22 protein-coding genes and 3 pseudogenes are annotated in these 24229 nt (G+C 68.1%); 21 read left to right on the forward strand and 4 right to left on the reverse strand.

Annotation, left to right across the window (positions count from 1 at the left end; genetic code table 11):
* The first annotated feature begins 29 nt into the window (after window positions 1-29).
* From ACSHSS_RS04460 to ACSHSS_RS04475, 4 genes are all read left to right on the forward strand, one after another.
* Entirely contained in the window at window positions 30-911 is an 882-nt protein-coding gene (locus ACSHSS_RS04460) for an SPOR domain-containing protein (protein WP_105778807.1), read from the forward strand.
* A gap of 69 nt (window positions 912-980) precedes the next feature.
* Window positions 981-1619: a thiol:disulfide interchange protein DsbA/DsbL gene (locus ACSHSS_RS04465; protein ID WP_006398112.1), complete on the forward strand. Its 639-nt coding sequence runs from the start codon at window positions 981-983 to the stop codon at window positions 1617-1619.
* A 19-nt stretch (window positions 1620-1638) separates the two neighbouring features.
* The gene (locus ACSHSS_RS04470) at window positions 1639-2412 is read left to right on the forward strand and encodes an SDR family oxidoreductase (protein WP_212160145.1); all 774 of its coding nucleotides are present in this window, start codon (window positions 1639-1641) and stop codon (window positions 2410-2412) included.
* Between the two features lie 391 nt (window positions 2413-2803).
* Complete coding sequence (locus ACSHSS_RS04475; RefSeq protein ID WP_006398110.1) at window positions 2804-4399, forward strand: ABC transporter substrate-binding protein; 1596 nt, start codon at window positions 2804-2806, stop codon at window positions 4397-4399.
* Between the two features lie 82 nt (window positions 4400-4481).
* Here ACSHSS_RS04475 and ACSHSS_RS04480 read toward each other — a convergent pair whose 3' ends face one another.
* Complete coding sequence (locus ACSHSS_RS04480; RefSeq protein ID WP_212160147.1) at window positions 4482-5561, reverse strand: MBL fold metallo-hydrolase; 1080 nt, start codon at window positions 5559-5561, stop codon at window positions 4482-4484.
* A 315-nt stretch (window positions 5562-5876) separates the two neighbouring features.
* On the opposite strand from ACSHSS_RS04480, the gene aceK reads away from it, so the two are divergent.
* From aceK to bioB, 9 genes and pseudogenes are all read left to right on the forward strand, one after another.
* Window positions 5877-7694 (forward strand): bifunctional isocitrate dehydrogenase kinase/phosphatase, encoded by a 1818-nt coding sequence (gene aceK / locus ACSHSS_RS04485; RefSeq protein WP_012212617.1) that lies wholly within the window; start codon window positions 5877-5879, stop codon window positions 7692-7694.
* A 54-nt stretch (window positions 7695-7748) separates the two neighbouring features.
* The gene (gene can / locus ACSHSS_RS04490) at window positions 7749-8516 is read left to right on the forward strand and encodes a carbonate dehydratase (RefSeq protein WP_212160149.1); all 768 of its coding nucleotides are present in this window, start codon (window positions 7749-7751) and stop codon (window positions 8514-8516) included.
* Window positions 8517-8610: 94 nt separating this feature from the next.
* The gene (locus ACSHSS_RS04495; protein ID WP_212160150.1) at window positions 8611-9288 is read left to right on the forward strand and encodes an SDR family oxidoreductase; all 678 of its coding nucleotides are present in this window, start codon (window positions 8611-8613) and stop codon (window positions 9286-9288) included.
* Between the two features lie 39 nt (window positions 9289-9327).
* Window positions 9328-9764, forward strand: a pseudogene (locus tag ACSHSS_RS04500) (YchJ family protein).
* Window positions 9765-9870: 106 nt separating this feature from the next.
* Window positions 9871-11142, forward strand: coding sequence for a dienelactone hydrolase family protein (locus tag ACSHSS_RS04505; RefSeq protein ID WP_212160155.1), 1272 nt, complete (start codon window positions 9871-9873; stop codon window positions 11140-11142).
* A 521-nt stretch (window positions 11143-11663) separates the two neighbouring features.
* Window positions 11664-13010 (forward strand): adenosylmethionine--8-amino-7-oxononanoate transaminase, encoded by a 1347-nt coding sequence (gene bioA / locus ACSHSS_RS04510; RefSeq protein WP_039220273.1) that lies wholly within the window; start codon window positions 11664-11666, stop codon window positions 13008-13010.
* Entirely contained in the window at window positions 13007-14191 is a 1185-nt protein-coding gene (bioF, locus tag ACSHSS_RS04515; protein ID WP_212160159.1) for an 8-amino-7-oxononanoate synthase, read from the forward strand. Before bioA ends, bioF begins: the two co-directional genes overlap by 4 nt.
* Window positions 14188-14907 (forward strand): dethiobiotin synthase, encoded by a 720-nt coding sequence (gene bioD, locus ACSHSS_RS04520; protein WP_006398099.1) that lies wholly within the window; start codon window positions 14188-14190, stop codon window positions 14905-14907. The genes bioF and bioD overlap by 4 nt, the downstream gene beginning before the upstream one ends.
* Before the next feature lie 40 nt (window positions 14908-14947).
* Entirely contained in the window at window positions 14948-15967 is a 1020-nt protein-coding gene (gene bioB / locus ACSHSS_RS04525; protein WP_006407107.1) for a biotin synthase BioB, read from the forward strand.
* A gap of 103 nt (window positions 15968-16070) precedes the next feature.
* On the opposite strand, the gene ACSHSS_RS04530 is transcribed toward bioB, so the two are convergent.
* A complete protein-coding gene (locus ACSHSS_RS04530) occupies window positions 16071-16988 on the reverse strand; it encodes a LysR family transcriptional regulator (protein WP_006407108.1) in 918 nt (305 codons plus the stop codon).
* A 70-nt stretch (window positions 16989-17058) separates the two neighbouring features.
* Between ACSHSS_RS04530 and ACSHSS_RS04535 the strand changes: the two genes are divergently transcribed.
* The 7 genes from ACSHSS_RS04535 to ACSHSS_RS04565 all read left to right on the forward strand — a co-directional run bounded on the left by ACSHSS_RS04535 (window position 17059) and on the right by ACSHSS_RS04565 (window position 23233).
* A complete protein-coding gene (locus tag ACSHSS_RS04535) occupies window positions 17059-17250 on the forward strand; it encodes a hypothetical protein (RefSeq protein ID WP_175794516.1) in 192 nt (63 codons plus the stop codon).
* A complete protein-coding gene (locus ACSHSS_RS04540) occupies window positions 17247-18029 on the forward strand; it encodes a 5-oxoprolinase subunit PxpA (protein WP_059782382.1) in 783 nt (260 codons plus the stop codon). The genes ACSHSS_RS04535 and ACSHSS_RS04540 overlap by 4 nt, the downstream gene beginning before the upstream one ends.
* Window positions 18030-18046: 17 nt before the next feature.
* On the forward strand, window positions 18047-18289 hold the full coding sequence (locus ACSHSS_RS04545) for an acetyl-CoA carboxylase (protein ID WP_006407110.1): 243 nt from the start codon (window positions 18047-18049) through the stop codon (window positions 18287-18289).
* A 4-nt stretch (window positions 18290-18293) separates the two neighbouring features.
* On the forward strand, window positions 18294-19784 hold the full coding sequence (locus tag ACSHSS_RS04550; RefSeq protein ID WP_105756884.1) for an acetyl-CoA carboxylase biotin carboxylase subunit: 1491 nt from the start codon (window positions 18294-18296) through the stop codon (window positions 19782-19784).
* Complete coding sequence (locus ACSHSS_RS04555; RefSeq protein WP_012212608.1) at window positions 19781-20656, forward strand: 5-oxoprolinase subunit B family protein; 876 nt, start codon at window positions 19781-19783, stop codon at window positions 20654-20656. The genes ACSHSS_RS04550 and ACSHSS_RS04555 overlap by 4 nt, the downstream gene beginning before the upstream one ends.
* On the forward strand, window positions 20646-21641 hold the full coding sequence (locus ACSHSS_RS04560) for a 5-oxoprolinase subunit C family protein (protein ID WP_212160163.1): 996 nt from the start codon (window positions 20646-20648) through the stop codon (window positions 21639-21641). Before ACSHSS_RS04555 ends, ACSHSS_RS04560 begins: the two co-directional genes overlap by 11 nt.
* 236 nt (window positions 21642-21877) lie before the next feature.
* On the forward strand, window positions 21878-23233 hold the full coding sequence (locus ACSHSS_RS04565; RefSeq protein WP_212160164.1) for a purine-cytosine permease family protein: 1356 nt from the start codon (window positions 21878-21880) through the stop codon (window positions 23231-23233).
* A gap of 19 nt (window positions 23234-23252) precedes the next feature.
* Here the strand turns inward: ACSHSS_RS04565 and ACSHSS_RS04570 are convergent.
* Window positions 23253-23387 (reverse strand): annotated as a pseudogene (locus ACSHSS_RS04570) (copper homeostasis protein CutC); the annotation flags it as partial.
* A gap of 270 nt (window positions 23388-23657) precedes the next feature.
* On the opposite strand from ACSHSS_RS04570, the gene ACSHSS_RS04575 reads away from it, so the two are divergent.
* Window positions 23658-24059, forward strand: a complete 402-nt coding sequence (locus ACSHSS_RS04575) for a hypothetical protein (RefSeq protein ID WP_006398097.1) — start codon at window positions 23658-23660, stop codon at window positions 24057-24059.
* A gap of 38 nt (window positions 24060-24097) precedes the next feature.
* On the opposite strand, the pseudogene ACSHSS_RS04580 reads toward ACSHSS_RS04575, so the two are convergent.
* Window positions 24098-24229, reverse strand: a pseudogene (locus ACSHSS_RS04580) (copper homeostasis protein CutC); the annotation flags it as partial.

Below are 24229 nucleotides of genomic sequence, written 5' to 3' on the forward strand. Positions count from 1 at the left end.
CACGATTCTTTTTGCAGGTGACTCAAGCAATGGCACAACCACGCCGCACGTCGAAGCAATCGAAACAAGCCGGAGGAACATTTCTGGGCATCGTGCTGGGCCTGATCGTCGGCCTCGCGATCGCCGTGGTGGTGGCGCTCTATATCACGCGTTCGCCGTCGCCGTTCGTGTCGAAGGTCGCGCCGCCGCCCGCCGACAACGGCGCGAGCCAGGCGCAGCCGTTCGATCCGAACCGCGCGCTGCAAGGCAAGACGCCGGGCCAGCCGGTCCCGCAAGCCGCGCAGCCGGCGCCGCCGAACACCGCGCCGGGTCAGGCCGCGAACCAGACGCAAGGCGGGCTGCTGCCCGAGCCGCAGATCGTCGAAGTGCCGCCGTCGGGCAACACCGGCAGCACCGGTTCGAGCGGTACGACGGCGTCGAACAACGGGTCGAACAACGGTGTCGCGGTCCCGCCGAAGACCGCCGACAATCCGCCGCCGAAGAAGCCGCAGCCGCCCGCGGCCGACGACGACCTCGGACGTTTCGCCGCACAAAAGCAGGCGCAGCAGCAGGCCGCCGCGCAGAAGCAACAGCAACAACAGCAGGCAGCGAACACGGCGAAGCCGACGTCGCCGACCTCGTCGACCTCGTCGACCACCGCTGCGGCGAAGCCGCCGACCGCGAACGACGCGAACACCGGCTACTTCCTGCAGGTCGGCGCTTACAAGACCGAAAGCGACGCCGAGCAGCAGCGCGCGCGTCTCGGCTTCCAGGGCTTCGAATCGAAGGTGTCGAAGCGCGACGTCAGCGGCGTCACGTATTTCCGCGTGCGTGTCGGCCCGTTCTCGAAGTTCGAGGATATGAACTCGGCCCGTCAGCGCCTGTCCGACGCTGGTGTCGACACGGCAGTGATCCGTTTCACGAAGCAGTAAGCATCCGGCCGCGCCCACGCAGAACCCGTTACGTTTCGTAACCCGAACAACCGATTCGACGTACACAACATGAAAAAACTGCTTAGCACGCTTCTTCTGTCCCTGGGCCTCGCGGCCGGCTTCGCGCAGGCGTCGCCGGCGGCGCCCGTCGCCGGCAAGGACTTCGAGGTGATGAAGTCGCCGCAGCCGGTGTCCGCGCCGGCCGGCAAGGTCGAAGTGATCGAGTTCTTCTGGTACGGCTGCCCGCACTGCTACGAGTTCGAGCCGACGATCGAAGCGTGGGTGAAGAAGCAAGGCGGCAACATCGAGTTCAAGCGCGTTCCGGTCGCGTTCCGCGACGATTTCGTCCCGCACTCGCGGCTCTATTACGCGGTGTCCGCGCTCGGCATCGCCGAGAAGGTCACGCCGGCGATCTTCAACGCGATCCACAAGCAGAAGAACTATCTGCTGACGCCGCAGGCACAGGCCGACTTCCTCGCGACGCAAGGCGTCGACAAGAAGCAGTTCATGGATGCGTACAACTCGTTCAGCGTCCAAGGCCAGGTCAAGCAATCGGCCGAGCTGCTGAAGAACTACGCGATCGACGGCGTGCCGACGATCGTCGTCCAGGGCAAGTACAAGACGGGCCCCGCCTACACGAACAGCATTCCGGGTACCGCGCAGGTGCTCGACTTCCTCGTGAAGCAGGTTCAGGACAAGAAGCTCTGATCCCCGCCCGCGCGCCGGCATGACTACTCCGCTGAAGGTCTTCATCACCGGCGCGTCGAGCGGCCTCGGCCTCGCGATGGCCGAGGAATACGCCCGCCAGGGCGCCGTCCTCGCCCTCGTCGCGCGACGCACCGACGTACTCGATGCATTCGCGCGACGCTTTCCGACACTCTCCGTTTCCGTCTACCGCGCCGACGTGCGCGATGCCGACGCGCTCGCCGCCGCGGCCGCGTCGTTCATCGCCGCGCACGGCTGCCCGGACGTCGTGATCGCGAACGCCGGCATCAGCCAGGGCGCGGTGACGGGCCAGGGCGATCTCGCCGCGTTCCGCGACGTGATGGACATCAACTACTACGGGATGGTCGCGACGTTCGAGCCGTTCGTCGGCCCGATGACGGCCGCGCGCCACGGCACGCTGGTCGGCGTCGCGAGCGTTGCCGGCGTGCGCGGGCTGCCGGGCTCCGGCGCGTACAGCGCGTCGAAATCGGCGGCGATCAAGTATCTCGAGGCACTGCGCGTCGAACTGCGCCCGGCCGGCGTCGCGGTCGTGACGATCGCGCCCGGCTACATCCGCACGCCGATGACGACGCACAACCCGTATCCGATGCCGTTCCTGATGGACGCCGACCGGTTCGCCGCCCAGGCGGCCCGCGCGATCGCGCGCAAGCACGCGTTCCGCGTGATTCCGTGGCAGATGGGCATCGTCGCGAAGGTGCTGCACGTGCTGCCGCGCTGGCTGTACGACCGTCTGTTCGAAAAGGCGCCGCGCAAGCCGAGAGCCGGCGCGCACTGAGTTCGCGCCGCTCGGCGTGCGCGCCTTCGGCCAACGCGCGTCGAACGCGGGCGCGCAACGGCGGTGTCGGCCGCTCACGCTCGCCTTCCTCCTGCCGAATCGCATCTGGCCGCACACTGCCGTGTGATCGCTTTTCCGCTGTTCGCAACGGCCCTGCGCCACCGCTACTCGCTCCGCTGTTCGCACCGCTGCCCACTGCTCTTTCGCCGCCCTGGCAGCCGTTCCGTCGTCAACGCAGCCGTATTCTCGCCAATTCGCCGCGTTCGGTCGCCTTTTTTCACGCCGCGCGCGCTTTGACGGTATGCTATCCGGCAGCCGCGCCGGCCCGCCGCCGTTATCGCGCGCCGGCCATTCGTCATCCGCAGAACGCACAAGTCACGAGGGAGATTCCATGCAGGTCAAGCTGTTCGCCGCGGCCGCCGTCGCCGCCGCACTCGCCGCCCCCGGCCTCGTCGCGGCCAAGCCGCTCACCGTCTGCACCGAGTCGAGCCCGGACGGCTTCGACGTCGTCCAGTACAACTCGCTCGTCACGACCAATGCGTCGGCCGACGTGATCTTCAACACGCTCGTGTCCTACGACGAAGCCGCGAAGAAGGTCGCGCCGGCGCTCGCCGACAAGTGGGAAGCGAGCGCGGACGGCCTCACGTACACGTTCCATCTGCGTCCGAACGTCGCGTTCCAGACGACCGACTACTTCAAGCCGAGCCGCCCGCTCAACGCCGACGACGTCGTGTTCACGTTCAGCCGGATGCTCGACGACGCGAATCCGTGGCACAAGGTCGCCGGCGCGAGCGGCTTCCCGCACGCGCAGTCGATGGGGCTCGCGAAGCTCGTGAAGTCGGTCTCGAAGGTCGACGATCTCACGGTGAAGTTCGTGCTGAACGAACCGAACGCGACCTTCGTGCCGATCCTGACGATGGGCTTCGCGTCGATCTACTCGGCCGAATACGCGGACCAGCTGCTGAAGGCCGGCAAGCAGGTCGACCTGAACGCGAAGCCGATCGGCACCGGCCCGTTCGTGCTGAAGAGCTACACGAAAGACGCGCTGATCCGCTACGACGTGAATCCGTCGTACTGGGGCGCGAAGCCGAAGGTCGACCGGCTGATCTACGCGATCACGCCCGATCCGTCGGTTCGCCTGCAGAAGTTGAAGGCCGGCGAATGCCAGATCGCGCTGTCGCCGAAGCCGCAGGACGTGCTCGCCGCGAAGGGCGAAAGCGCGCTGAAGGTCGTGCAGACGCCCGCGTTCATGACGGCGTTCGTTGCGCTGAACACGCAGAAGAAGCCGCTCGACAACGCGAAGGTGCGCGAAGCGCTGAACCTCGCGTTCGATCGCGCGACCTACCTGAAGGTCGTGTTCGACAACACCGCGACGGCCGCCAACAACCCGTATCCGCCGAACACGTGGAGCTACGCGAAGGACGTCGCGCCGTATCCGTACGATCCCGCGAAGGCGAAGCAGCTGCTCGCGCAGGCCGGCTTCGCGAACGGCTTCTCGACGACGATCTGGACGCGTCCGACCGGCAGCGTGCTGAATCCGAATCCGAAGGCGGGCGCGGAGCTGCTGCAGGCCGACCTCGCGAAGATCGGCGTGAAGGCCGACGTGAAGGTGATCGAATGGGGCGAACTGATCAAGCAGGCGAAGCTCGGCCAGCATGACATGCTGTTCATGGGCTGGGCCGGCGACAACGGCGATCCGGACAACTATCTGACGCCGCTGTTCAGCTGCAACGCGGTGAAGTCGGGCATCAACTTCGCGCGCTTCTGCGATGCGCAGCTCGACAAACTGATCGCCGACGGCAAGGCGACGGCCGATCAGGGCAAGCGCGCCAAGCTGTACGAATCCGCGCAGAAGATCATCCACGATCAGGCGCTGTGGATTCCGCTCGGCTATCCGACCGCCGCCGCCCTCACGCGCGCGAACGTCAGCGGCTATCGCGTGAGTCCGTTCGGACGGCAGAACTTCGCGACGGTCGCGGTGCAGTAACGCCGCGGCGCGCGCGGGCAGCGGCACTCGCCGCTGCAGCGCGACGCAGCCCGTGCACGCGTGACCCGCGAAGCGCGCTCGCTCAGCGCGCGATGCGGAACCGCAGCACGCCGTCGTCGCCCTGCTCGCGTACGAGTTCGCCGGCCAGCCACAGCAGGTTCAGGTGGGCGATCGCTTCGCCGAGCGCGAACGTCATCTGATGGATGTCGAGCTCGCGGCGGCGGAACATGATCGGCACGATGTCGGCCGCGCTCATCGGCTGTTCCGCGCACGCGACGCGCACTTCGTCGAGCCGCGCGTCGTGATGCGCGCGCAGCTGCGCGATGCGCGTGCGCACGCCGCGAAACGGCTTGCCGTGCGACGGCAGCACGAGCGTGTCGGGCGCCATCGTCTCGTAGCGGCCGAGCGACTGCAGATAGAGCGCGAGCGGGTTCGCTTCCGGCTCCAGATCGAACACCGACACGTTCGTCGAGATCCGCGGCAGCACCATGTCGCCGGAGATCAGCACGCCGTCCGCTTCGCTGTGCAGCGCGCAATGTTCAGGCGAATGGCCGTAGCCCGTCACGACGCGCCACGTGCGCGTGCCGATCGTCACGGCGTCGCCGTCGCGCAGGCGCCGGTAGCGCGGCGGCACGGCCGGCACGAGGTCCGAGTAATAGCCGCGGCGATTGCGCAGCTTGTCGAGCGACGCGGCGTCCGTCAGCCCGTGGCGCGCGAAATGGTCGGCCGCAGCCGCGCCGCCTGCGTTCGATCCGTTGCCGGCCGCCATCAGGCAGCCGAACATGTATTCGCCGAGCGTCATCCATAGCCGCACGTTCCAGCGCCGCTTGTCGCCGCCTTCGCAGAGCCAGTTCGCGAGACCGAAGTGATCGGGATGGCAGTGCGTGACGATCACGCGCAGCACCGGCAGGCCGTCGAGGTGCGCATCGAAGATCTGTTCCCAGTGCGTGCGGATCGCGTCCGATGCGATCCCGCAGTCGACCACGGTCCAGCCGGCCTGCCCGTCGATCTCGTCGCGCAGCAGCCACAGGTTGATGTGATCGAGCGAAAACGGCAGCGGCATGCGCAGCCAGCGCACGCCGGGCGCGACCTCGAACGTGTCGCCCGCGGCGGGCAGCGTGTCGGCGAACGGATAGTCGAGTTGGTGTTCCAGTGCGTTCATCGGTGGGGCGTCTCGTCGTTATGTCGGTGCGAAGCGCGGACGGGCAAGCCGCCGCGGGCGTTGCGTCGATTCTATCGCTGCGGCGCAAAAGCCGTCGCCGGCGCCGCGCCGACGCACGAAAAAAGTTCGTGCCGGAATCGGCTCAGTAGCGGCATCATTGCGCGAAGATGCCCCGAACGGCGCCGAACGGCCGCCAACATGCCGATTCGCGCACGCCGGCGTGCCGCGCCGGATCTCATGGAAACGGCGACTTGGGCGCTAAAATGGCGCCTGGAGCGAACAGTCCCCCGCCCCTTTTGAGCGAGCCTGCACGCAATGAATCACTTCCCCAAACTGCTGTCGTCGCAGATCGGCTTCGACGTCGCACAGTCGATGCTCGAGTACTTCGACCGCCACTACCGGATCTTCCGCGAAGCGGCCGTCGAAGCGAAGGCGCTGTTCGAGCGCGCCGACTGGCATGGGCTGCAGCGGCTCGCGCGCGAGCGGATCACCTCGTACGACGAGCGCGTGCAGGAGTGCGTCGAGGTGCTGCAGGACGAATACGACGCGGAGAGCATCGACGACGAAGTCTGGCAGCAGATCAAGCTCCATTACATCGGCCTGCTGACCTCGCACCGCCAGCCCGAGTGCGCGGAAACCTTCTTCAATTCGGTGTGCTGCAAGATCCTGCACCGGTCGTATTTCAACAACGACTTCATCTTCGTGCGCCCCGCGATCTCGACCGAATACCTCGAGAACGACGAGCCGGCCGCGAAGCCGACGTATCGCGCGTACTATCCGGGCACCGACGGCCTCGCGGTCACGCTCGAGCGGATCGTCACGAACTTCCAGCTCGAGCCGCCGTTCGAGGATCTCGCGCGCGATATCGCGTGCGTGATGCAGGCGATCCACGACGAATTCGGCCGTTTCGACGAAGCGCCGAATTTCCAGATCCACGTGCTGTCGTCGCTGTTCTTCCGCAACAAGAGCGCGTACATCGTCGGCCGCATCATCAACGCCGATCGCGTGCTGCCGTTCGCGGTGCCGATCCGCCACGTGAGGCCCGGCCTGCTCGCGCTCGACACCGTGCTGCTGCGCCGCGACCTGCTGCAGATCATCTTCAGCTTCTCGCACTCGTACTTCCTCGTCGACATGGACGTGCCGTCCGCGTACGTCGATTTCCTCTGCACGATCATGCCCGGCAAGCCGAAGGCCGAGATCTACACGTCGGTCGGGCTGCAGAAGCAGGGCAAGAACCTGTTCTACCGCGACCTGCTGCATCACCTGTCGCATTCGAGCGACCGCTTCATCGTCGCGCCGGGGATCAAGGGCCTCGTGATGCTCGTGTTCACGCTGCCGTCGTTCCCGTACGTGTTCAAGATCATCAAGGATCACTTCCCGCCGCCGAAGGAAACGACGCGCCGGCAGATCATGGAGAAGTATCTGCTCGTGAAGCGCCACGACCGGCTCGGACGCATGGCCGACACGCTCGAATATTCGAGCGTCGCGCTGCCGCTCGCGCGGCTCGATCACGCGCTGGTGCGCGAACTCGAGAAGGAAGTCCCGTCGCTGCTCGAGTACGAGGGCGACAATCTCGTGATCAAGCATCTCTACATCGAGCGCCGGATGACGCCGCTGAACCTCTATCTGCAGAACGGCACCGACGCGGAAGTCGAGCACGGCGTGAAGGAATACGGCAACGCGGTGAAGGAGTTGATGAAGGCCAACATCTTCCCCGGCGACATGCTGTACAAGAATTTCGGCGTCACGCGCCACGGCCGCGTCGTGTTCTACGACTACGACGAGATCGAGTATCTGACCGACTGCAACGTGCGCCGCGTGCCGCCGCCGCGCAACGAGGAAGACGAGCTGTCCGGCGAACCGTGGTATACCGTCGGCCCGCACGACATCTTTCCCGAGACTTACGGTCCGTTCCTGCTCGGCGATCCGCGCGTGCGCGCCGCGTTCCTCAAGCATCACGCGGATTTCTTCGATCCGGCGCTGTGGCAGGCGAGCAAGGACAAGCTGCTGCAGGGCGAACTGCCCGATTTCTTTCCGTACGATGCGTCGCTGCGCTTCTGCGTACGCTATCCGGAGCGCTTTCGCGCGACGGACGAGCGTGCGCCGGCGCGCGGCGCGCAGCGTGCGGCCTGATGTGTTTCACCCGAACCCGATATCGAACGATTCACGATGACGGACACCACCACGATGAATACCCAAGATCACCCGCTCTCCCACCTGTTCGACAACAACGACGCCTGGGTCAAGCGCCAACTCGCCGACGATCCGCAGTTCTTCGCGCGCCTCGCCGATCAGCAGGCGCCGGAATACCTGTGGATCGGCTGTTCCGACTCGCGCGTGCCGGCGAACCAGATCATCGGCCTGCCGCCGGGCGAAGTGTTCGTCCACCGCAACATCGCGAACGTCGTCGTCCACACCGACCTGAACTGCCTGTCGGTGATCCAGTTCGCGGTCGACATCCTGCGCGTGAAGCACATCATGGTGGTCGGCCACTACGGCTGCTCCGGCGTGAACGCGGCGCTGCACAACCGCCGCGTCGGCCTCGCCGACAACTGGCTGCACCACGTGCAGGACGTGCGCGAGCGCCACGCGGCGCTGCTCGACGAATGGCCGGTCGGCGAAGCGCGCTATCGCCGCCTGATCGAGCTGAACGCGATCGAGCAAGTCGTCAACGTCTGCCGCACGACGATCGTCAACGACGCATGGGCGCGCGGCCAGTCGCTGACTGTGCACGCGCTCGTGTACGGCGTGCACGACGGCCGGATGCGCAACCTCGGGATGGCCGTGTCGAACTTCGATTCGCTCGAGGAGACGTATCGGCGCTGCGTCGCGTCGCTGACCGCGCGCGGCGAACACGCGCCGGACAACGACATCATCGCGGCCGACGCCGCGCGGCTCGATGCGGTCGCGCACTCGGTCGCCGATACGCTGAAGCACGGCGACGGCAACTGCTGAGCGCCGAACGCGCGCGTCGCGACGCACCCATCGCGTCGCGCGCCGCGATCGTCCCGCGACGCGCCGGCATCGCACCGTAAAAGGAGCGGCGAACATGAAAACCGTACTGATCGTCGGCGCATCGCGCGGCCTCGGCCGCGAATTCGTCCGGCAATACCGGCGCGACGGCTGGAACGTGATCGCGACCGCGCGCGACGACGCGTCGCTCGCGGCGCTGCGCGCGCTCGGCGCGCACGCGCATGCGCTCGACGTCACGCAGCCCGAGCAGATTGCCGCGCTCGGCTGGAAACTCGACGGCGAACGGCTCGACGTGGCCGTCGTCGTATCGGGCGTCTACGGGCCGCGCACCGAAGGCGTCGAAACGATCGCCTCCGACGATTTCGATACCGTCATGCATACGAACGTGCGCGGGCCGATGCAGTTGCTGCCGATCCTGCTGCCGCTCGTCGAGGACGCGCGCGGCGTGCTCGCCGTCGTGTCGAGCCGGATGGGCAGCATCTCGGAGGCGACCGGCACGACGGGCTGGCTCTATCGCGCGAGCAAGGCCGCACTGAACGACGTGCTGCGCATCGCGTCGCTGCAGACGCGCCATGCCGCCTGCATTTCGCTGCACCCGGGCTGGGTGCGCACCGACATGGGCGGCGCGCAGGCCGCGATCGATCCGGCGACGAGCGTGACCGGCATGCGCCGCGTCATTGCCGAGGCCGGCGCCGACGTCTCGCAGTCGAACGGCCGATTCTTCCAGTACGACGGCGTAGAGCTGAGCTGGTGATCGCCATTCACAACGCCTCGTCGTTAATTCCTGTTACGCATGATTCCGAGCCGACCTGATGCCTGCCCGTGCGGCGGCGCGTTCCCTGCAGCGGCCGGCAAAGCCGCGCCGCCGCGCTATGCGGACTGCTGCGGCCGCTTCATCGACGGCGGCGCGCCCGCGCCGAGCGCACTCGAGTTGATGCGTTCGCGGTATACCGCCTACGTACTCGGCGCGATCGACTACCTGCGCGCGACCTGGGACGCGCGCACCTGCCCGCCGGATCTCGACATCGACCCCGATGCGCCCGACGCGCCGCGCTGGCTCGGCCTCGCGATCAAACGCCACGCGGCGCTCGACGAAACGCACGCCGAGGTCGAGTTCGTGGCCCGCTACAAGGTGGGCGGCCGCGGTACCGGCTGCACGAGACGAGCCGCTTCACGCGCGACGAACACGGGTTCTGGCGCTATGTCGACGGCGATGTAAGCGAGCGCTGACAAATACTTGCTGTGTCAGACGCCGGGTAATTCCTGCATTGCACAACCTGAATTTGTCGGGCTAGGATGGCCTTCGATCGGGTCTGTTGCATGGCAGGGCTTACGAATGGCGTTCAGCAAGGTAGTGGTGGGATGGATGGCGGCGTGCGCGCTGTCGGCCGCTCAGGCCGGTACGCTGCCGAACGCAAATGCCGATGCGGGCGCGGCCGGTAAGTCGCTCGCCCATGCCGAGCGCTTCGATTACGGCGACTCGGGCCTGCCGCAGGTCGCGGCCGATCTCAACGAGCGCATTCTGCGCATCCCGGCCGACGCGTCGGGCACGGTCACGCTCGAAGCGACGCTGTTCAAGCCGGACGGCCCCGGCCCGTTCCCGCTTGTCGTCTTCAATCACGGCAAGAACACCGGCGATCTCCATCAGCAGCCGCGCAGCCGCCCGCTCGCGTTCGCGCGCGAATTCGTGCGCCGCGGCTACGCGGTGATCGCGCCGAACCGCCAGGGCTTCGCGGGCTCCGGCGGCACCTATCGGCAGGAAGGCTGCAACGTCGAGAAAAACGGCCTCGCGCAGGCCGCCGACGTCGCCGCGACGATCCGCTACATGTCGCAGCAGTCGTACGTCGACGCATCGCGCATCGTCGTCGCGGGCACGTCGCACGGCGGCCTCGTGTCGGTCGCGTACGGCACCGAAGCGGCGCCCGGCGTGCGCGGCATCATCAATTTCTCCGGCGGGCTGCGCCAGGATCTCTGCGACGGCTGGCAGAAGAACCTCGTCGACGCATTCGACCAGTACGGCGCCCACACGGCCGTGCGCTCGCTCTGGCTTTACGGCGACAACGATTCGGTGTGGACGCCCGCACTCGTGTCGCAAATGCACGATGCATACGTGGCGCACGGCACGCAGGCGCAGTTCATCGATTTCGGCCGCTACAAGGACGATGCGCACCGGCTGATCGTCGATCGCGACGGCGTGCCCGTCTGGTGGCCGGCCGTGCATGCGTTCCTCGCGGAACTGAATCTGCCGACCGCCGTGCGCTATGCGGTCGCGAGCCCGCACGAACCGAAGGCGACCGGCTACGCGTCGATCGACGCCGTCGATGCGGTGCCCTATGTCGACGAAGCGGGCCGCGAAGGCTATCGCCACTTTTTGAACCAGCATCCGAGCCGCGCGTTCGCGGTGTCGTCCGAAGGCGCATGGTCGTGGGCCGAAGGCGGTGACGATCCGATGGCGCTCGCGCTCGACAACTGCGCCAAGCAGGGCGCCGGCCCGTGCCGGCTGTATGCGGTGAACGATCGCGTCGTATGGAACGCGAACACGCAGACGGCCGACAACGACGATACCGGCGCGCACGGCGCCGATACGCGCGCGCTCGCGTCGCGCTGACGCGCGCTTTCTTCCCCCTTCCCTTTCGTTTCGTTTTCGACGGCGCGCGCCAGCGTACGCGATACGTGGCGTGCCGTGCTGCGCCGCGCGCGTGTCCGCCGCCGTCGCCGCCGTCGTCTTCGATCGCACACCGTCGCTTGACGCGCACTCGCGATAACCGTCGTAGCCCGCTTCGCCGTCGCTGCTTCCACCGCCGTTTCCTAATCGTTCCCCTTATTCCCGCACGCCGCGGCACCGTGTCGCCCACGATTTTTTTCTGTCGGGGGGTGTCACTCGAACGTCGTCATCTGCGGCCATTTCGGGCCATCTCGAGCGTACCGTCGCGAGCCGTTCCGATCTGCGCCGAACTCCCGTCCCACAAGGCTTTGCGGCGTTTGTAACCGCTAGTGCAAGGGGCCGCGGAACACGCTAATCTCTGCGCGTTTTCGTGTCGTGCGCGCCGTCGGCCGCACGATGGCTGTCCCCGTGTGCGCGCCGCGTCCGACGATGCCGCGCGCCGCCGTTTTACCCCCGGAGTCGCCTTGAGTACGTCAGCCCCCGACGACTGGGTCGCGCGCAGCCTGCGCGCGGTCTGGCATCCCTGCACCCAGATGAAGCACCACGAGCGCCTGCCGCTCGTCCCCGTCGCGCGCGGCGCGGGCGTATGGCTGTACGACCGCGACGGGCGCCGCTACTTCGACGCGATCAGCTCGTGGTGGGTCAATCTGTTCGGCCATGCGAATCCCGACATCAACGCCGCACTGAAGGACCAGCTCGATACGCTCGAACACGCGATGCTCGCCGGCTGCACGCACGAGCCCGCGATCGAGCTCGCCGAGCGGCTGCATGCGCTGACCGCGAACACGCTCGGCCATGCGTTCTTCGCGTCGGACGGCGCATCGGCCGTCGAAATCGCGCTGAAGATGAGCTTTCACGCGTGGCGCAACCGCGGCCGCGCCGACAAGCGCGAATTCGCGTGCGTCGCGAACGGCTATCACGGCGAAACGATCGGCGCGCTCGGCGTGACCGACGTCGCGCTGTTCAAGGACGCGTACGATCCGCTGATCCGCCACGCGCACGTCGTCGCGTCGCCCGACGCGCGCGGCGCGCTGCCCGGCGAAACGGCCGCCGACGTCGCGGGCCGTGCGCTCGCCGACGTGCGCCGCCTGTTCGTCGAACGCGGCGAACGGATCGCCGCACTGATCGTCGAGCCGCTCGTGCAGTGCGCGGCCGGGATGGCGATGCACGATCCGTCGTACGTGCGCGGCCTGCGCGCGCTCTGCGACGAATTCGACGTGCATCTGATCGCCGACGAGATCGCGGTCGGCTGCGGTCGCACCGGCACGTTCTTCGCCTCCGAGCAGGCCGGCGTGTGGCCCGACTTCCTGTGCCTGTCGAAAGGCATCAGCGGCGGCTATCTGCCGTTGTCGCTCGTGCTGACGCGCGACGACGTGTTCGCCGCGTTCTACGACGACGACACGACGCGCGGCTTCCTGCACTCGCATTCGTACACCGGCAATCCGCTCGCCTGCCGCGCGGCGGTCGCGACGCTCGACCTGTTTGCGCGCGACGACGTGCTCGCGAGCAACGCGCGCAAGTCGGCCGCGCTGCGCGCCGCGCTCGCGCCGCTCGCCGCCCATCCGGAGGTGCGCCACCTGCGCGAGCGCGGCACGCTGTTCGCGTTCGACGTCGCACTCGACGGCGACGCGGCACGCGGCTTCTCGCGCCGCTTCTTCGAGCGCGCGCTCGAGCGCGAACTGCTGCTGCGGCCGATCGGCACGACCGTCTACCTGATGCCGCCGTACGTGATGAGCGACGACGACATCGCCTGGCTCGCGCAGCGCACGCGCGACACGCTCGAGGCCACGCTCGCGGAGATTGCACGATGAACCTGCTCGATACGCTGCAGCGCGGCCTCGCCGATCTCGACGCGCAAGGGCTGCGCCGTGTGCGCCGCACGGCCGACAGCGCCTGCGACGCGCACATGACCGTGAACGGCCGCGAGATCGTCGGGTTCGCGAGCAACGACTACCTCGGCCTCGCCGCGCATCCGGCGCTCGTCGCCGCGTTCGCCGAAGGCGCGCAGCGCTACGGCTCCGGCAGCGGCGGCTCGCATCTGCTCGGCGGCCACTCGCGTGCGCACGCGAAGCTCGAGGACGAACTCGCGGGCTTCGCGGGCGGCTTCTCCGACGCGCCGCGCGCGTTGTACTTCAGCACCGGCTACATGGCGAACCTCGCGGCGGTCACCGCGCTCGCCGGCAAGGACGCGACGATCTTCTCCGACGCGCTAAACCACGCGTCGCTGATCGACGGCACGCGGCTGTCGCGCGCGACCGTGCAGGTCTATCCGCATGCCGATACGGCCGCGCTCGGCGCGTTGCTCGAGGCGTGCACGTCGCAGACGAAGCTGATCGTCACCGATACGGTGTTCAGCATGGACGGCGACATCGCGCCGCTCGCCGAACTCCTTGCGCTCGCCGAACGCCACGGCGCATGGCTCGTCGTCGACGACGCGCACGGCTTCGGCGTGCTCGGCCCGCAAGGCCGCGGCGCGCTCGCGGCGGCCGCGCTGCGCTCGCCGCATCTCGTCTATGTCGGCACGCTCGGCAAGGCGGCCGGCGTCGCCGGCGCATTCGTCGTCGCGCACGAGACGGTGATCGAGTGGCTGATCCAGCGCGCGCGCAGCTACATCTTCACGACGGCCGCACCGCCGGCCGTCGCGCATGCGGTGTCGGCGAGCCTGAAGGTGATCGCCGGCGACGAAGGCGATGCGCGGCGCGCGCACCTCGCCGCGCTGATCGAACGCACGCGCGTCCTGCTGCGCCGCACGCGCTGGCAGCCGGTCGACTCGCACACGGCCGTGCAGCCGCTCGTGATCGGCAGCAACGAGGCGACGCTCGCTGCGATGCGCGCGCTCGACGCGCACGGCCTGTGGGTGCCCGCGATCCGGCCGCCGACGGTGCCGGCCGGCACCTCGCGGCTGCGCATCTCGTTGTCGGCCGCGCATTCGTTCGACGATCTCGCGCGGCTCGAAACCGCGCTGCTGCGCGCAAGCGAGGAGGCCGCATGAGCACACCGCTTTCGCTGTTCGTCACGGGCACCGACACCGAGATCGGCAAGACTTTCGTGTCGGCCGCGCTGCTGCACGGCTTCGCACGGCACGGGCTACGCGCGGCCGCGATGAAGCCGGTCGCGGCCGGCGCCTATGAGCGCGACGGCGTGTGGCGCAACGAAGACGCCGATCAGCTCGATGCGGCCGCGAGCGTCGTGCTGCCGCCCGAGCTGCGCACGCCGTTCCTGCTGAAGGCGCCTGCCGCGCCGCACATCGTCGCCGCGCACGAGCACGTGACGCTCGACATCGACACGATCGTCGCATGCCATCGCGACGCGCTGACGCGTGCGGATATCGTCGTCGTCGAAGGCGTCGGCGGCTTTCGCGTGCCGCTGAACGACACGCAGGACACCGCCGATCTCGCGGTCGCGCTCGGCCTGCCGGTCGTGCTCGTGGTCGGCATGCGGCTCGGCTGCATCAGCCACGCGCTGCTGACGGCCGACGCGATCGCGGCGCGCGGGCTCACGCTTGCCGGTTGGGTCGCGAACCACGTCGATCCGGCGATGACGTACGCCGACGAGAACGTCGCGACGATCCGCGACTGGCTCGCGCGCGAGCATCGCGCACCGCTCCTCGGCCGCATCGCCCACATGGCGCCGGCCGACCCCGAATCCGCCGCGGCGACGCTCGACATCGCCGCGCTCGTCGACACGTTGCGCGCCGCGCAGCGTTGACTCCCCGATCTCACCCCTCCAGTCAGGACAGGAAAACGAAATGACCCAAGCCCAGACCGCCGCCGCGCAACCCGACGCGATTCCCGTGGCAGCGCCGTCGCCGCAGCGCTGGCGCGTCGCCGACGTCGTCGCGCTGTTCGAGCTGCCGTTCAACGATCTGATCTTCCGTGCGCAGCAGGTGCATCGCGAGCACTTCGACGCGAATGCCGTGCAGCTGTCGACGCTGCTGTCGATCAAGACCGGCGGCTGCGAGGAAGACTGCGGCTATTGCTCGCAGTCCGCGCATCACGACACGGGCCTGAAGGCCGAGAAGCTGATGGACGTCGACGCGGTGCTCGACGCCGCGCGCGCCGCGAAGGCGAACGGCGCGAGCCGCTTCTGCATGGGCGCCGCATGGCGCAACCCGAAGGAGCGCCACATGCCTGCGCTGACCGAGATGGTGCGCGGCGTGAAGGCGCTCGGCCTCGAGACCTGCATGACGCTCGGGATGCTCGAGGACGAGCAGGCGAAGCAGCTCGCCGACGCGGGCCTCGACTACTACAATCACAACCTCGACACGTCGCCGGAGTTCTACGGGCAGGTGATCTCGACGCGCACGTACCAGGACCGCCTCGACACGCTCGACCGCGTGCGCGACGCCGGTATCAACGTGTGCTGCGGCGGCATCATCGGGATGGGCGAATCGCGCCGCGAACGCGCGGGGTTGATCTCGCAGCTCGCGAACCTGAATCCGTATCCGGAATCGGTGCCGATCAACAATCTGGTCGCGATCGAAGGCACGCCGCTCGCCGGCACCGCGCCGCTCGATCCGTTCGAATTCGTGCGCACGATCGCCGTTGCGCGCATCACCATGCCGAAGGCGGTCGTGCGTCTGTCGGCCGGCCGCGAACAGCTCGACGACGGCCTGCAGGCGCTCTGCTTCCTCGCCGGCGCGAATTCCATGTTCTACGGCGACCAGCTGCTGACGACGAGCAACCCGCAGACGCAGAAGGATCGCGCGCTGTTCGAGCGTCTCGGGATTCGCGCGAGCGAGGCCGATGCGATGTCGGCCGACGCGTAGGCGCGCCGCGCACCGCGGGTTCGCCCGCCCGACGAAAAAGCCGGGATGCGTCCCGGCTTTTTCGCTGCCGTACGGTTCGCATACCTGCACGGCACGGCGGCACTCACGCGCCGCCGCCGATCGTCCTCGGCTCCATGAACGTGTGCCGGAAATAGTCGCGCACCGCATGCATCGCGGGACTCAGCTCGATGTTCTTGCGCCACGCGAGGCCGACGCTCATCGGCGGTACCGGGTCGCGCAGCAGGATCGTCTCGATGCGCCGCCCTTCCAGCGACCACGGCCGATACACCATGTCGGACAGCACCGCGACGCCGGTGCCGTTCGCGACCATGCTGCGCACGGCCTCGACCGACGACGTGCGCAGGATCACGTTCGGCCGATACGGTGTCTCGTTCCAGTAGCGCATCGCCGTCTGCCCGGCCTCGTCGACCGTCAGCATCACGAACGGTTCGCGCGCGACCTCGGCGAACGTGACGCTCTCGCGCCTGAGCAGCGGATGGTGCGCGCCGACCCACAGCCGGCGCACCGAATGGATCACCGGCTCGAGTACGAGTTCGGGGTTCGACACGTTCGAGGTCAGCAGCACGGCCATGTCATAGCGGCCCGCGATCAGCCCTTCCTCGATCGACTCGCGGTTCAGTTCGTGCAGATGGATCGTCAACCGCGGATAGAGCGTGTTCAGGCGCAGCACGTGATGCGGCAGGAAGTAGCCGAGCACCGTGTAGCTCGCGGCGATCGCGAGCGTACCCGTCAGCGTGCTTTCGAGGTTCGGGATCCGCATCGCCTCGTCGACCGACGAGAGGATCGCGTACGCGTGATTCAGGAAGCGCCGCCCCGTATCGGTCAGCGTGACGCCTGCCGACGTGCGCAGGAACAGCTGCGTGCCGAGGCTGTCCTCCAGTTCCTTGATCGCGCTCGTCACCGCGGACTGCGAGATCGTCAGCTGGATCGCGGCCTGCGAGATCTGACCGAGCTCCGCGGTCGCGACGAAGTACTTGAGCTGTCTGAGGGTCAGGGCCATGGTCGACGGAAAACTGATGGAGGCGCGATAAACATCATATCAACCGTGCCGCGACGCAGAGGCGGGCCTCGTGAAAACCCTGCCGCGCCCGCTGCGGCGGCCCTCGCGGCGCTTTTTCGGCGATATCGAAAAAATCGATACGCCGGCATATAAAAATAGAACTATTTTGACTCGCTGCGCGCGGCTAACCTCGGTTCAACACGGTTTCGACAGGCGTACCGACGCCGGCGAACCGGAGAACCTGGAGGAACACACCGTATGAGGAAGCACAGCGTCGACCTGAATTCCGACATGGGCGAAGGCTTCGGCCCGTGGACGATCGGCGACGGCGTCGACGAGCAGATCATGCCGCTGATCAGCTCGGCGAACATCGCCACCGGCTTTCATGCCGGCGACCCGAACATCATGGCGCGCACGGTGCAGCTCGCGCGCGACGCCGGCGTCGGCATCGGCGCGCACCCCGGCTTTCGCGACCTGGTCGGCTTCGGTCGCCGCACGATCGCCGAATCGCCGCAGGCGCTCGTCAACGACATCGTGTATCAGCTCGGCGCGCTGCGCGAGTTCGCGCGGCTGAACGGCGTGAGCCTGCAGCACGTGAAGCCGCACGGCGCGCTGTACATGCACGCGGCCGCCAGCGAGACGTTCTCGCGGCTGCTGATCGAAACGCTGCAGCGCGTCGATCCGGGCCTGTTGCTGTACTGCATGGAAGCGTCGGCCACGTACCGCGTCGCCGCCGAATACGGCCAGCCGGTGGTGCGCGAGTTCTATGCGGACCGCGACTACGACCGCAGCGGCTCGATCGTCTTTACGCGCCGCGTCGGCCGGCTCGATGCGCGCCAGGTCGCCGACAAGGTGCTGCGCGCCTGCGTCGACGGCAAAGTGCGCACGGTCGACGGCGACGACATCGACATCGATTTCGATTCGGTCTGCATCCACAGCGACACGCCGGGCGCACTCGCGCTCGTGCGCGAGACGCGCGACGCGCTGACCCGCGAAGGCATCCGCACCGCCGGCCCGCGGCCGCTCGCCGCCCAACACTGATTCAAGGAGACACAGAGATGGCATTGCACGACATCGTCAGCCCGCTGCCGGGCACCTTCTACCGGCGCCCGTCGCCCGATGCGGACTACTACGTCGCGCTCGATGCGACGGTGGCCGCCGGCGCGGTCGTCGGCCTCGTCGAAGTGATGAAGCAGTTCACCGAGATCGAGTCCGAGGTGCCGGGGCGCGTCGTCGAGTTGCTCGTCGAAGACGGCGAGCCCGTCGACGCGGGGCAGGTGCTGATGCGGATCGAGGGGTGACGCGATGAATCGGGCAATTTCCTGCGACGCGTTCTATCGCCCGTCGCGCATCCGCACCGTGCTGGTCGCGAACCGCGGCGAAATCGCGGTGCGCGTGATTCGCGCCGCGCACGAGCTCGGAATGCGCGCGGTCGCCGTGGTCAGCGATGCGGACCGCGACAGCCTCGCCGCGCGCATGGCCGACGAAGCAATCCACATCGGCTCCTCGCACGCGGCGAAGAGCTACCTGAATCCGGCCGCGATCCTCGACGCCGCACGGCAATGCGGCGCGGATGCGATCCATCCGGGCTACGGCTTCCTCTCCGAGAACGCCGCATTCGCCGCGCAGGTCGAAGCGGCCGGCCTCGTCTTCGTCGGCCCGGACGCGCAGGTGATCGCGACGATGGGCGACAAGGCGCGTGCACGCGACACCGCGCGGCGCGCGAACGTGCCGACGGTGCCCGGCAGCGACGGCGTCGTGCAGTCGCTCGACGCCGCGCGCGAGGTGGCCGCGCGCATCGGCTATCCGGTCATGATCAAGGCGGCCGCCGGCGGCGGCGGGCGCGGCATTCGCGTCGCGCACGACGCGGCGCAGCTCGAGGCCGAACTGCCGCTCGCGCAGCGCGAGGCGCAGGCCGCGTTCGGCGACGGCGGCGTCTATCTGGAGCGCTTCATCGCGCGCGCGCGGCACATCGAAGTGCAGGTGCTCGGCGACGGGCGCGACGTCGTCCATCTGTTCGAACGCGAATGCTCGTTGCAGCGCCGCCGCCAGAAGATTCTCGAGGAAGCGCCGTCGCCCTCGCTGACGCCGGCGCTGCGCGCCGAGCTGTGCGCATCGGCGACACGTCTCGCGCGCGAAGTCGGCTATCGCAGTGCGGGCACGCTCGAATACCTGTTCGACGACACGCGCGGCGAGTTCTACTTCATCGAGATGAACACGCGCATCCAGGTCGAGCATCCGGTGACCGAAGCGATCACCGGCATCGACCTCGTGCGCGAAACGCTGCGCATCGCCGACGGCGAGCCGCTGCGCTTCGCACAGCAGGACATCGCGATGCGCGGCGCGGCGCTCGAATGCCGGATCAATGCGGAAGACCCGCTGCAGGACTTCCGCCCGAATCCCGGCCGGATCGATGCGCTCGTGTGGCCGACCGGCCCCGGCGTGCGTGTCGACTCGCTGCTCTATCCGGGCTGCGTCGTGCCGCCGTTCTACGACTCGCTGCTCGCAAAGCTGATCGTGCACGACGAGAGCCGGGCGGCGGCGCTGCAGCGTCTGTCGCGCGCGCTCGGCGAACTGCAGGTCGGCGGCATGAAGACCACCGCGCCGCTGCACGCCGCGCTGCTCGCGGACGCCGACGTCCGCGCCGGCCGCTATCACACGAATTTCCTCGAGGCCTGGATGCCGCGATGGCGTGCGGCGCTCGACGCAGCGGCCGCCACCGCGAGCCGGTCCGACTCCGAATCCGCAAACCTCAACGTAAACGCAGACGCGACACGCGTCGGGGAGGCGCTGTGACGACCCGCTATACGTTCGGCGGCGACGAGTTCGTGTTCGTCGAGATCAGCGAAGCGATGTCGCTCGACGCCTTCTTCAAGGGCACCGCGATCACGCGCGAGCTGCAGCGCCGCGCGGTGCCCGGCATCACCGAGATCTGCCCGGCCAACGCGTCCTACCAGGTGCGCTACGACCCGGACACGATCGCGCCCGACGCGCTCGTCGCGCTGCTGAAGTCGATCGAAGCCGACGTCGGCGAAGCGTCGCTCGACCTCGACACGCGCATCGTCGAGGTGCCGGTGCTCTACAACGATCCGTGGACGCACGAGACGATGATGCGGTTCCGCGAGCGTCATCAGGATCCGTCGTCGACCGATCTCGAATACGCGGCGCGCATCAACGGCAAGCGCGACGTCGACGACTTCATCGCCGCGCACTCGGGCGCGCCGTGGTTCGTGTCGATGGTCGGCTTCGTCGCGGGCCTGCCGTTCATGTACCAGATGGTCGAACGCGAACGCCAGCTCGAAGTGCCGAAATACCTGCGGCCGCGCACCGACACGCCGAAGCTGACGGTCGGCCATGGCGGCTGCTTCGGCTGCATCTACTCGGTGCGCGGCGCCGGCGGCTACCAGATGTTCGGCGTGACGCCGGCGCCGATCTTCGATCCCGAACAGCGGCTCGACTATCTGCGCGACTTCATGGTGTTCTTCCGCCCCGGCGACATCGTGAAGTTCCAGCCGATCGATCGCGCCGCGTACGACGCGGCCGTCGCGGCCGTCGAAGCGGGCACGTTCTCGCTGCGCGTGCGCCCCGTGAAATTCTCGCTCGACGCATTCCGGCGCGATCCCGATGCGTACAACCGTTCTCTCGTCGAGGTGCTGTATGCAAGCTGACGCGCACAAGCTGATCGAGGTCGTGAAGCCCGGCCTCGCGACCTCGGTCCAGGATATGGGCCGGCAAGGCCACTACCACGTCGGCATTCCGCCGTCGGGCTCGCTCGACCAGTACGCATCGCGCGCGGCAAACCTGCTGGTCGGCAATCCCGAGCAGGCCGCCGTGCTCGAATGCACGCTGCTCGGCCCCGAGCTGCTGTTCCACACCGACGCGCTGATCGCCGTGACCGGCGCGGAGATGACGCCGAAAATCGACGGCGTCGGCCAGCGCTGCAACGTGGCGCTGCGCATCCGCGCGGGCAGCGTGCTGTCGTTCAACTACGTGAAGGGCGGCGCGCGTGCGTATCTCGCCGTCGCGGGCGGCATCGACGTGCCGGTCGTACTCGGCAGCCGCTCGACGTATGCGCTCGGCGCGATCGGCGGCCACGCGGGCCGGCGTCTGCAGAAAGGCGACCGGCTGCCGGTCGGCGCGGCGCGCGAGCCGGGCCGCGAAGGCCGCGAGCTGCCGTCCGCCGTGTGCCGGCCGCTCGACAGCCAGGTCGAGCTGCGCGTGCTGACCGGCCTCTACCACTACCGTCTCAGCGACGAATCGGCGCATACGTTCTTCGACGACGAATGGACCGTCGCGCCCGAGGCGGACCGCATCGGCTATCGCTACAAGAACGGCCGCCCGCTGCAGTTCCGGCCGCGCGAGCAGCCGTTCGGCGCGGGCGCCGATCCGTCGAACATCGTCGACGCGTGCTATCCGATCGGCTCGATCCAGGTGCCGGCCGGGCTCGAGCCGATCATCCTGCATCGCGACGCGGTGTCGGGTGGCGGCTACGCGACGATCGGCACCGTGATCAGCGCCGACATGGACCTGATCGGCCAGATGCAGCCCAACCATCGCGCGCGCTTCGTGCGCGTCACGATGGCCGACGCGCTCGCCGCGCGCCGCGAGTACCAGCGACGCCTCGCGCTGCTGCGCGCCATGCTGCAGGACTGAACGCAGGACGCCCGGCCCCGTGCCGGGCCCCCGCGGCGCGGCACGGCCGCCCGCGCGGTTCGTTTTCCGACTTCGCATTCCGTTTCCCGCCCGCGCGACCGCGCGGCGCGCGGCGGGGACGCTTGCGCGTCGTTTCTGCCGGACCGGTTGCCCGCCCGACGTCGGGGCAACCCTGCGGAGCGCATGCACCGCAGCCGCGACGTCGTTCGCCGTTTCGCTCACCAAGGAGCACGCTCATGGCCAACCTGGCTCAGGCCCGCACCGACGAGGATCTCGATCTGTCGACGCTCGCCATTCCCGATCACGCGCGCATGCCGCCCTTCTCGCTGACGATGGCGTGGTGGGCCGTGTGCAGCGCGGTGTTCTACATCGTGGTCGGCGCGACGCTCGCGCTCACCTACGGCGCGCGCAACGCGCTGATCGGCATGGCGCTGTCGGTGGTGTCGTACGGCTCCGTCAACACGATCATCAGCCGCTACGCGATCCGCACCGGGCTATCGGTCGCGCTGTTCTCGCGCGTGCTGTTCGGCAGCGCGGGCGCAGCGCTCGCGACGCTGATTTTCTTCGCGACGGCCATCTACTACGCGGTGTTCGAAGGCTCGGTGATCGCGATTGCCGCGCATCACCTGTTTCCGGCGCTCGACTACAAATGGGCCGCGCTGCTCGTCGTCGGCTACAGCGTGCCGCTCGTGTTCGGCAGCGTGCAGCACTGGCTCGACAAGTTCAACGGCGTGTTGCTGCCGTTCTACCTGCTCGGGCTGCTCGCGGCGGTCGGGCTCGCGACGGCGGAATACGGCTATCACGCCGCGTGGCTCGACATCGGCCCGACCGGCGGCGCGCCGGCCGGCGGATGGTGGCACTGCTTCGTCTACTACATGGGCGTCTGGGTGTTGATGATGTTCACGTTCGACTACGCGCGCTTCGGCCGCAGGCAGGACGCGCGCTATCACGGCCGCTTCAACTTCGGGATGCCGTTCTACCTCGTCACGTTCCTGCTGAACGGCGCGGCCGGTATTTATCTGGTCGGCACGATTCCGGGGCTCGGCACGCTATCCGAAGTGTCGGTCGTGCTCGCGCTGCTGAAGCTGATGGGGTTGTGGGGCCTGCTGTTCGTCTGGGTCACGCAGTCGCGCATCAACACCGCGAACTACTACCTCGCGACGGTCAACATGCAGGCGTTCTTCCAGAAGGTGGCCGGCCTGCGTGCGCCGAAATTCGTATGGGCGCTCGTGGTCGGTGCGGTCGTCTATGCGCTGATGATGGCCGACGTCTTCTCGCGGATCCTGCAGGCGCTCGCGTATCAGGGCATCTTCGTGGTCGCGTGGGTCGGCGTCGCGCTCGCACATATCCTGTCCGCGCGCTACGGCGAGCTCGTCGGCGACGACGTCGAATGCCGCGACGCGCATGTGCCGACCTTCAATCCGGGCGGGCTCGCGGCATGGTTCGCGGGCGCGTTCGCCGGGCTCGCACTGAACCACGCGAGCGGGTTTGCCGCGTCGCTGTCGGCGCCGGCAACCTTCGCCGTGTCGTGGATCGTCTATCGCGCGCTGCTCGCGAGCGCGAAGCGGACCTGGTTCGTGCGGAACACGTGACGGCGCGGGAACGATCGCTTCACCCGTTCCGGGCCGCGCCATCGATCGCCGCCCGCACTTTCGCAACGAGCCGCTCGTCGATCGGCGCGAGCACCTCGCCGCTCGGCCGTACGCCCGAGCCGAAATGCACGGCGCGCACGCCGGTCGTCCGCACGCATTCCGTATCCGGAATCGGCGCTGTTCGAGCGTCTCGGGATTCGCGCGAGCGAGGCCGATGCCCTGGCGGAACACGCATGAGCGTCGCACGCTGCGCCGCATGACGAAAGCCGGGACACGTCCCGGCTTTTTTCATTGGCGCGGCGGGGCGAAGCACGTGCATCGGCGCCGCGTCCGCACTAACATGTGCGCTTCGCCGCGATCGCCGGGCGCTGCGCGCGTCGGCCTCGTCGGCGGTTCCATCATCACGTTACGGGGATAACCAACGATGAAGCACATCGCCGTCGCGGTGCTCGGCATCGCCGCCGCTACCGCACATGCCGCCGAACCGAAATGTTCGTCGCAGACGCTGAACGGCCACACCACCGAGCTCTGCGTGGTCAGCATTCCGTTCCAACACGACTACTACACGCTGAAGGTCGACCGCGCGCTGATCTTCACGCTGCCCGACGACTACGTCGAAGACGTCGCACTCACGCATACGATTCCGCAGGATGCAGCGATCGAGTTCCCGCTGTCACGGCAAGGCACGCCGACGGTGAAGATTGCCGGTGGCTGCACGCCTGTCAGCGAAACACGCGACGGGACCGCGGTCGAGGTCGGCCGCCGCTGCGCGTTCAAGTGGGGCAATGTCGACATCCTGAAGGACCTGACGATCCGCTACGACTGACGCACGCGGCGCCGGACGTCGATGCGGCCGATACACGCTTACGCCTGCGTCGCGCGATCCAGTACCGCCCGCACTTTCGCAACGAGCCGCTCGTCGAGCGGCGCCAGTACCTCGCCGCGCGGCCGTACGCCCGAGCCGAAATGCACGGCGCGCACGCCGGTCGTCCGCAC

Source organism: Burkholderia sp. BC1, assembly GCF_052683555.1.

Bases quoted from the DNA above. Each gene is read 5' to 3' on its own strand.
- ACSHSS_RS04540 (WP_059782382.1), top strand. From the start codon at position 17,247: ATGAGGAAGCACAGCGTCGACCTGAATTCCGACATGGGCGAAGGCTTC.
- ACSHSS_RS04575 (WP_006398097.1), top strand. From the start codon at position 23,658: ATGAAGCACATCGCCGTCGCGGTGCTCGGCATCGCCGCCGCTACCGCA.
- ACSHSS_RS04475 (WP_006398110.1), top strand. From the start codon at position 2,804: ATGCAGGTCAAGCTGTTCGCCGCGGCCGCCGTCGCCGCCGCACTCGCC.
- ACSHSS_RS04465 (WP_006398112.1), top strand. From the start codon at position 981: ATGAAAAAACTGCTTAGCACGCTTCTTCTGTCCCTGGGCCTCGCGGCC.
- bioF (WP_212160159.1), top strand. From the start codon at position 13,007: ATGAACCTGCTCGATACGCTGCAGCGCGGCCTCGCCGATCTCGACGCG.
- ACSHSS_RS04460 (WP_105778807.1), top strand. From the start codon at position 30: ATGGCACAACCACGCCGCACGTCGAAGCAATCGAAACAAGCCGGAGGA.
- ACSHSS_RS04560 (WP_212160163.1), top strand. From the start codon at position 20,646: ATGCAAGCTGACGCGCACAAGCTGATCGAGGTCGTGAAGCCCGGCCTC.
- ACSHSS_RS04550 (WP_105756884.1), top strand. From the start codon at position 18,294: ATGAATCGGGCAATTTCCTGCGACGCGTTCTATCGCCCGTCGCGCATC.
- bioD (WP_006398099.1), top strand. From the start codon at position 14,188: ATGAGCACACCGCTTTCGCTGTTCGTCACGGGCACCGACACCGAGATC.
- ACSHSS_RS04470 (WP_212160145.1), top strand. From the start codon at position 1,639: ATGACTACTCCGCTGAAGGTCTTCATCACCGGCGCGTCGAGCGGCCTC.
- ACSHSS_RS04565 (WP_212160164.1), top strand. From the start codon at position 21,878: ATGGCCAACCTGGCTCAGGCCCGCACCGACGAGGATCTCGATCTGTCG.
- can (WP_212160149.1), top strand. From the start codon at position 7,749: ATGAATACCCAAGATCACCCGCTCTCCCACCTGTTCGACAACAACGAC.
- ACSHSS_RS04505 (WP_212160155.1), top strand. From the start codon at position 9,871: ATGGCGTTCAGCAAGGTAGTGGTGGGATGGATGGCGGCGTGCGCGCTG.
- ACSHSS_RS04480 (WP_212160147.1), bottom strand. From the start codon at position 5,561: ATGAACGCACTGGAACACCAACTCGACTATCCGTTCGCCGACACGCTG.
- ACSHSS_RS04545 (WP_006407110.1), top strand. From the start codon at position 18,047: ATGGCATTGCACGACATCGTCAGCCCGCTGCCGGGCACCTTCTACCGG.
- ACSHSS_RS04495 (WP_212160150.1), top strand. From the start codon at position 8,611: ATGAAAACCGTACTGATCGTCGGCGCATCGCGCGGCCTCGGCCGCGAA.
- aceK (WP_012212617.1), top strand. From the start codon at position 5,877: ATGAATCACTTCCCCAAACTGCTGTCGTCGCAGATCGGCTTCGACGTC.
- bioB (WP_006407107.1), top strand. From the start codon at position 14,948: ATGACCCAAGCCCAGACCGCCGCCGCGCAACCCGACGCGATTCCCGTG.
- ACSHSS_RS04530 (WP_006407108.1), bottom strand. From the start codon at position 16,988: ATGGCCCTGACCCTCAGACAGCTCAAGTACTTCGTCGCGACCGCGGAG.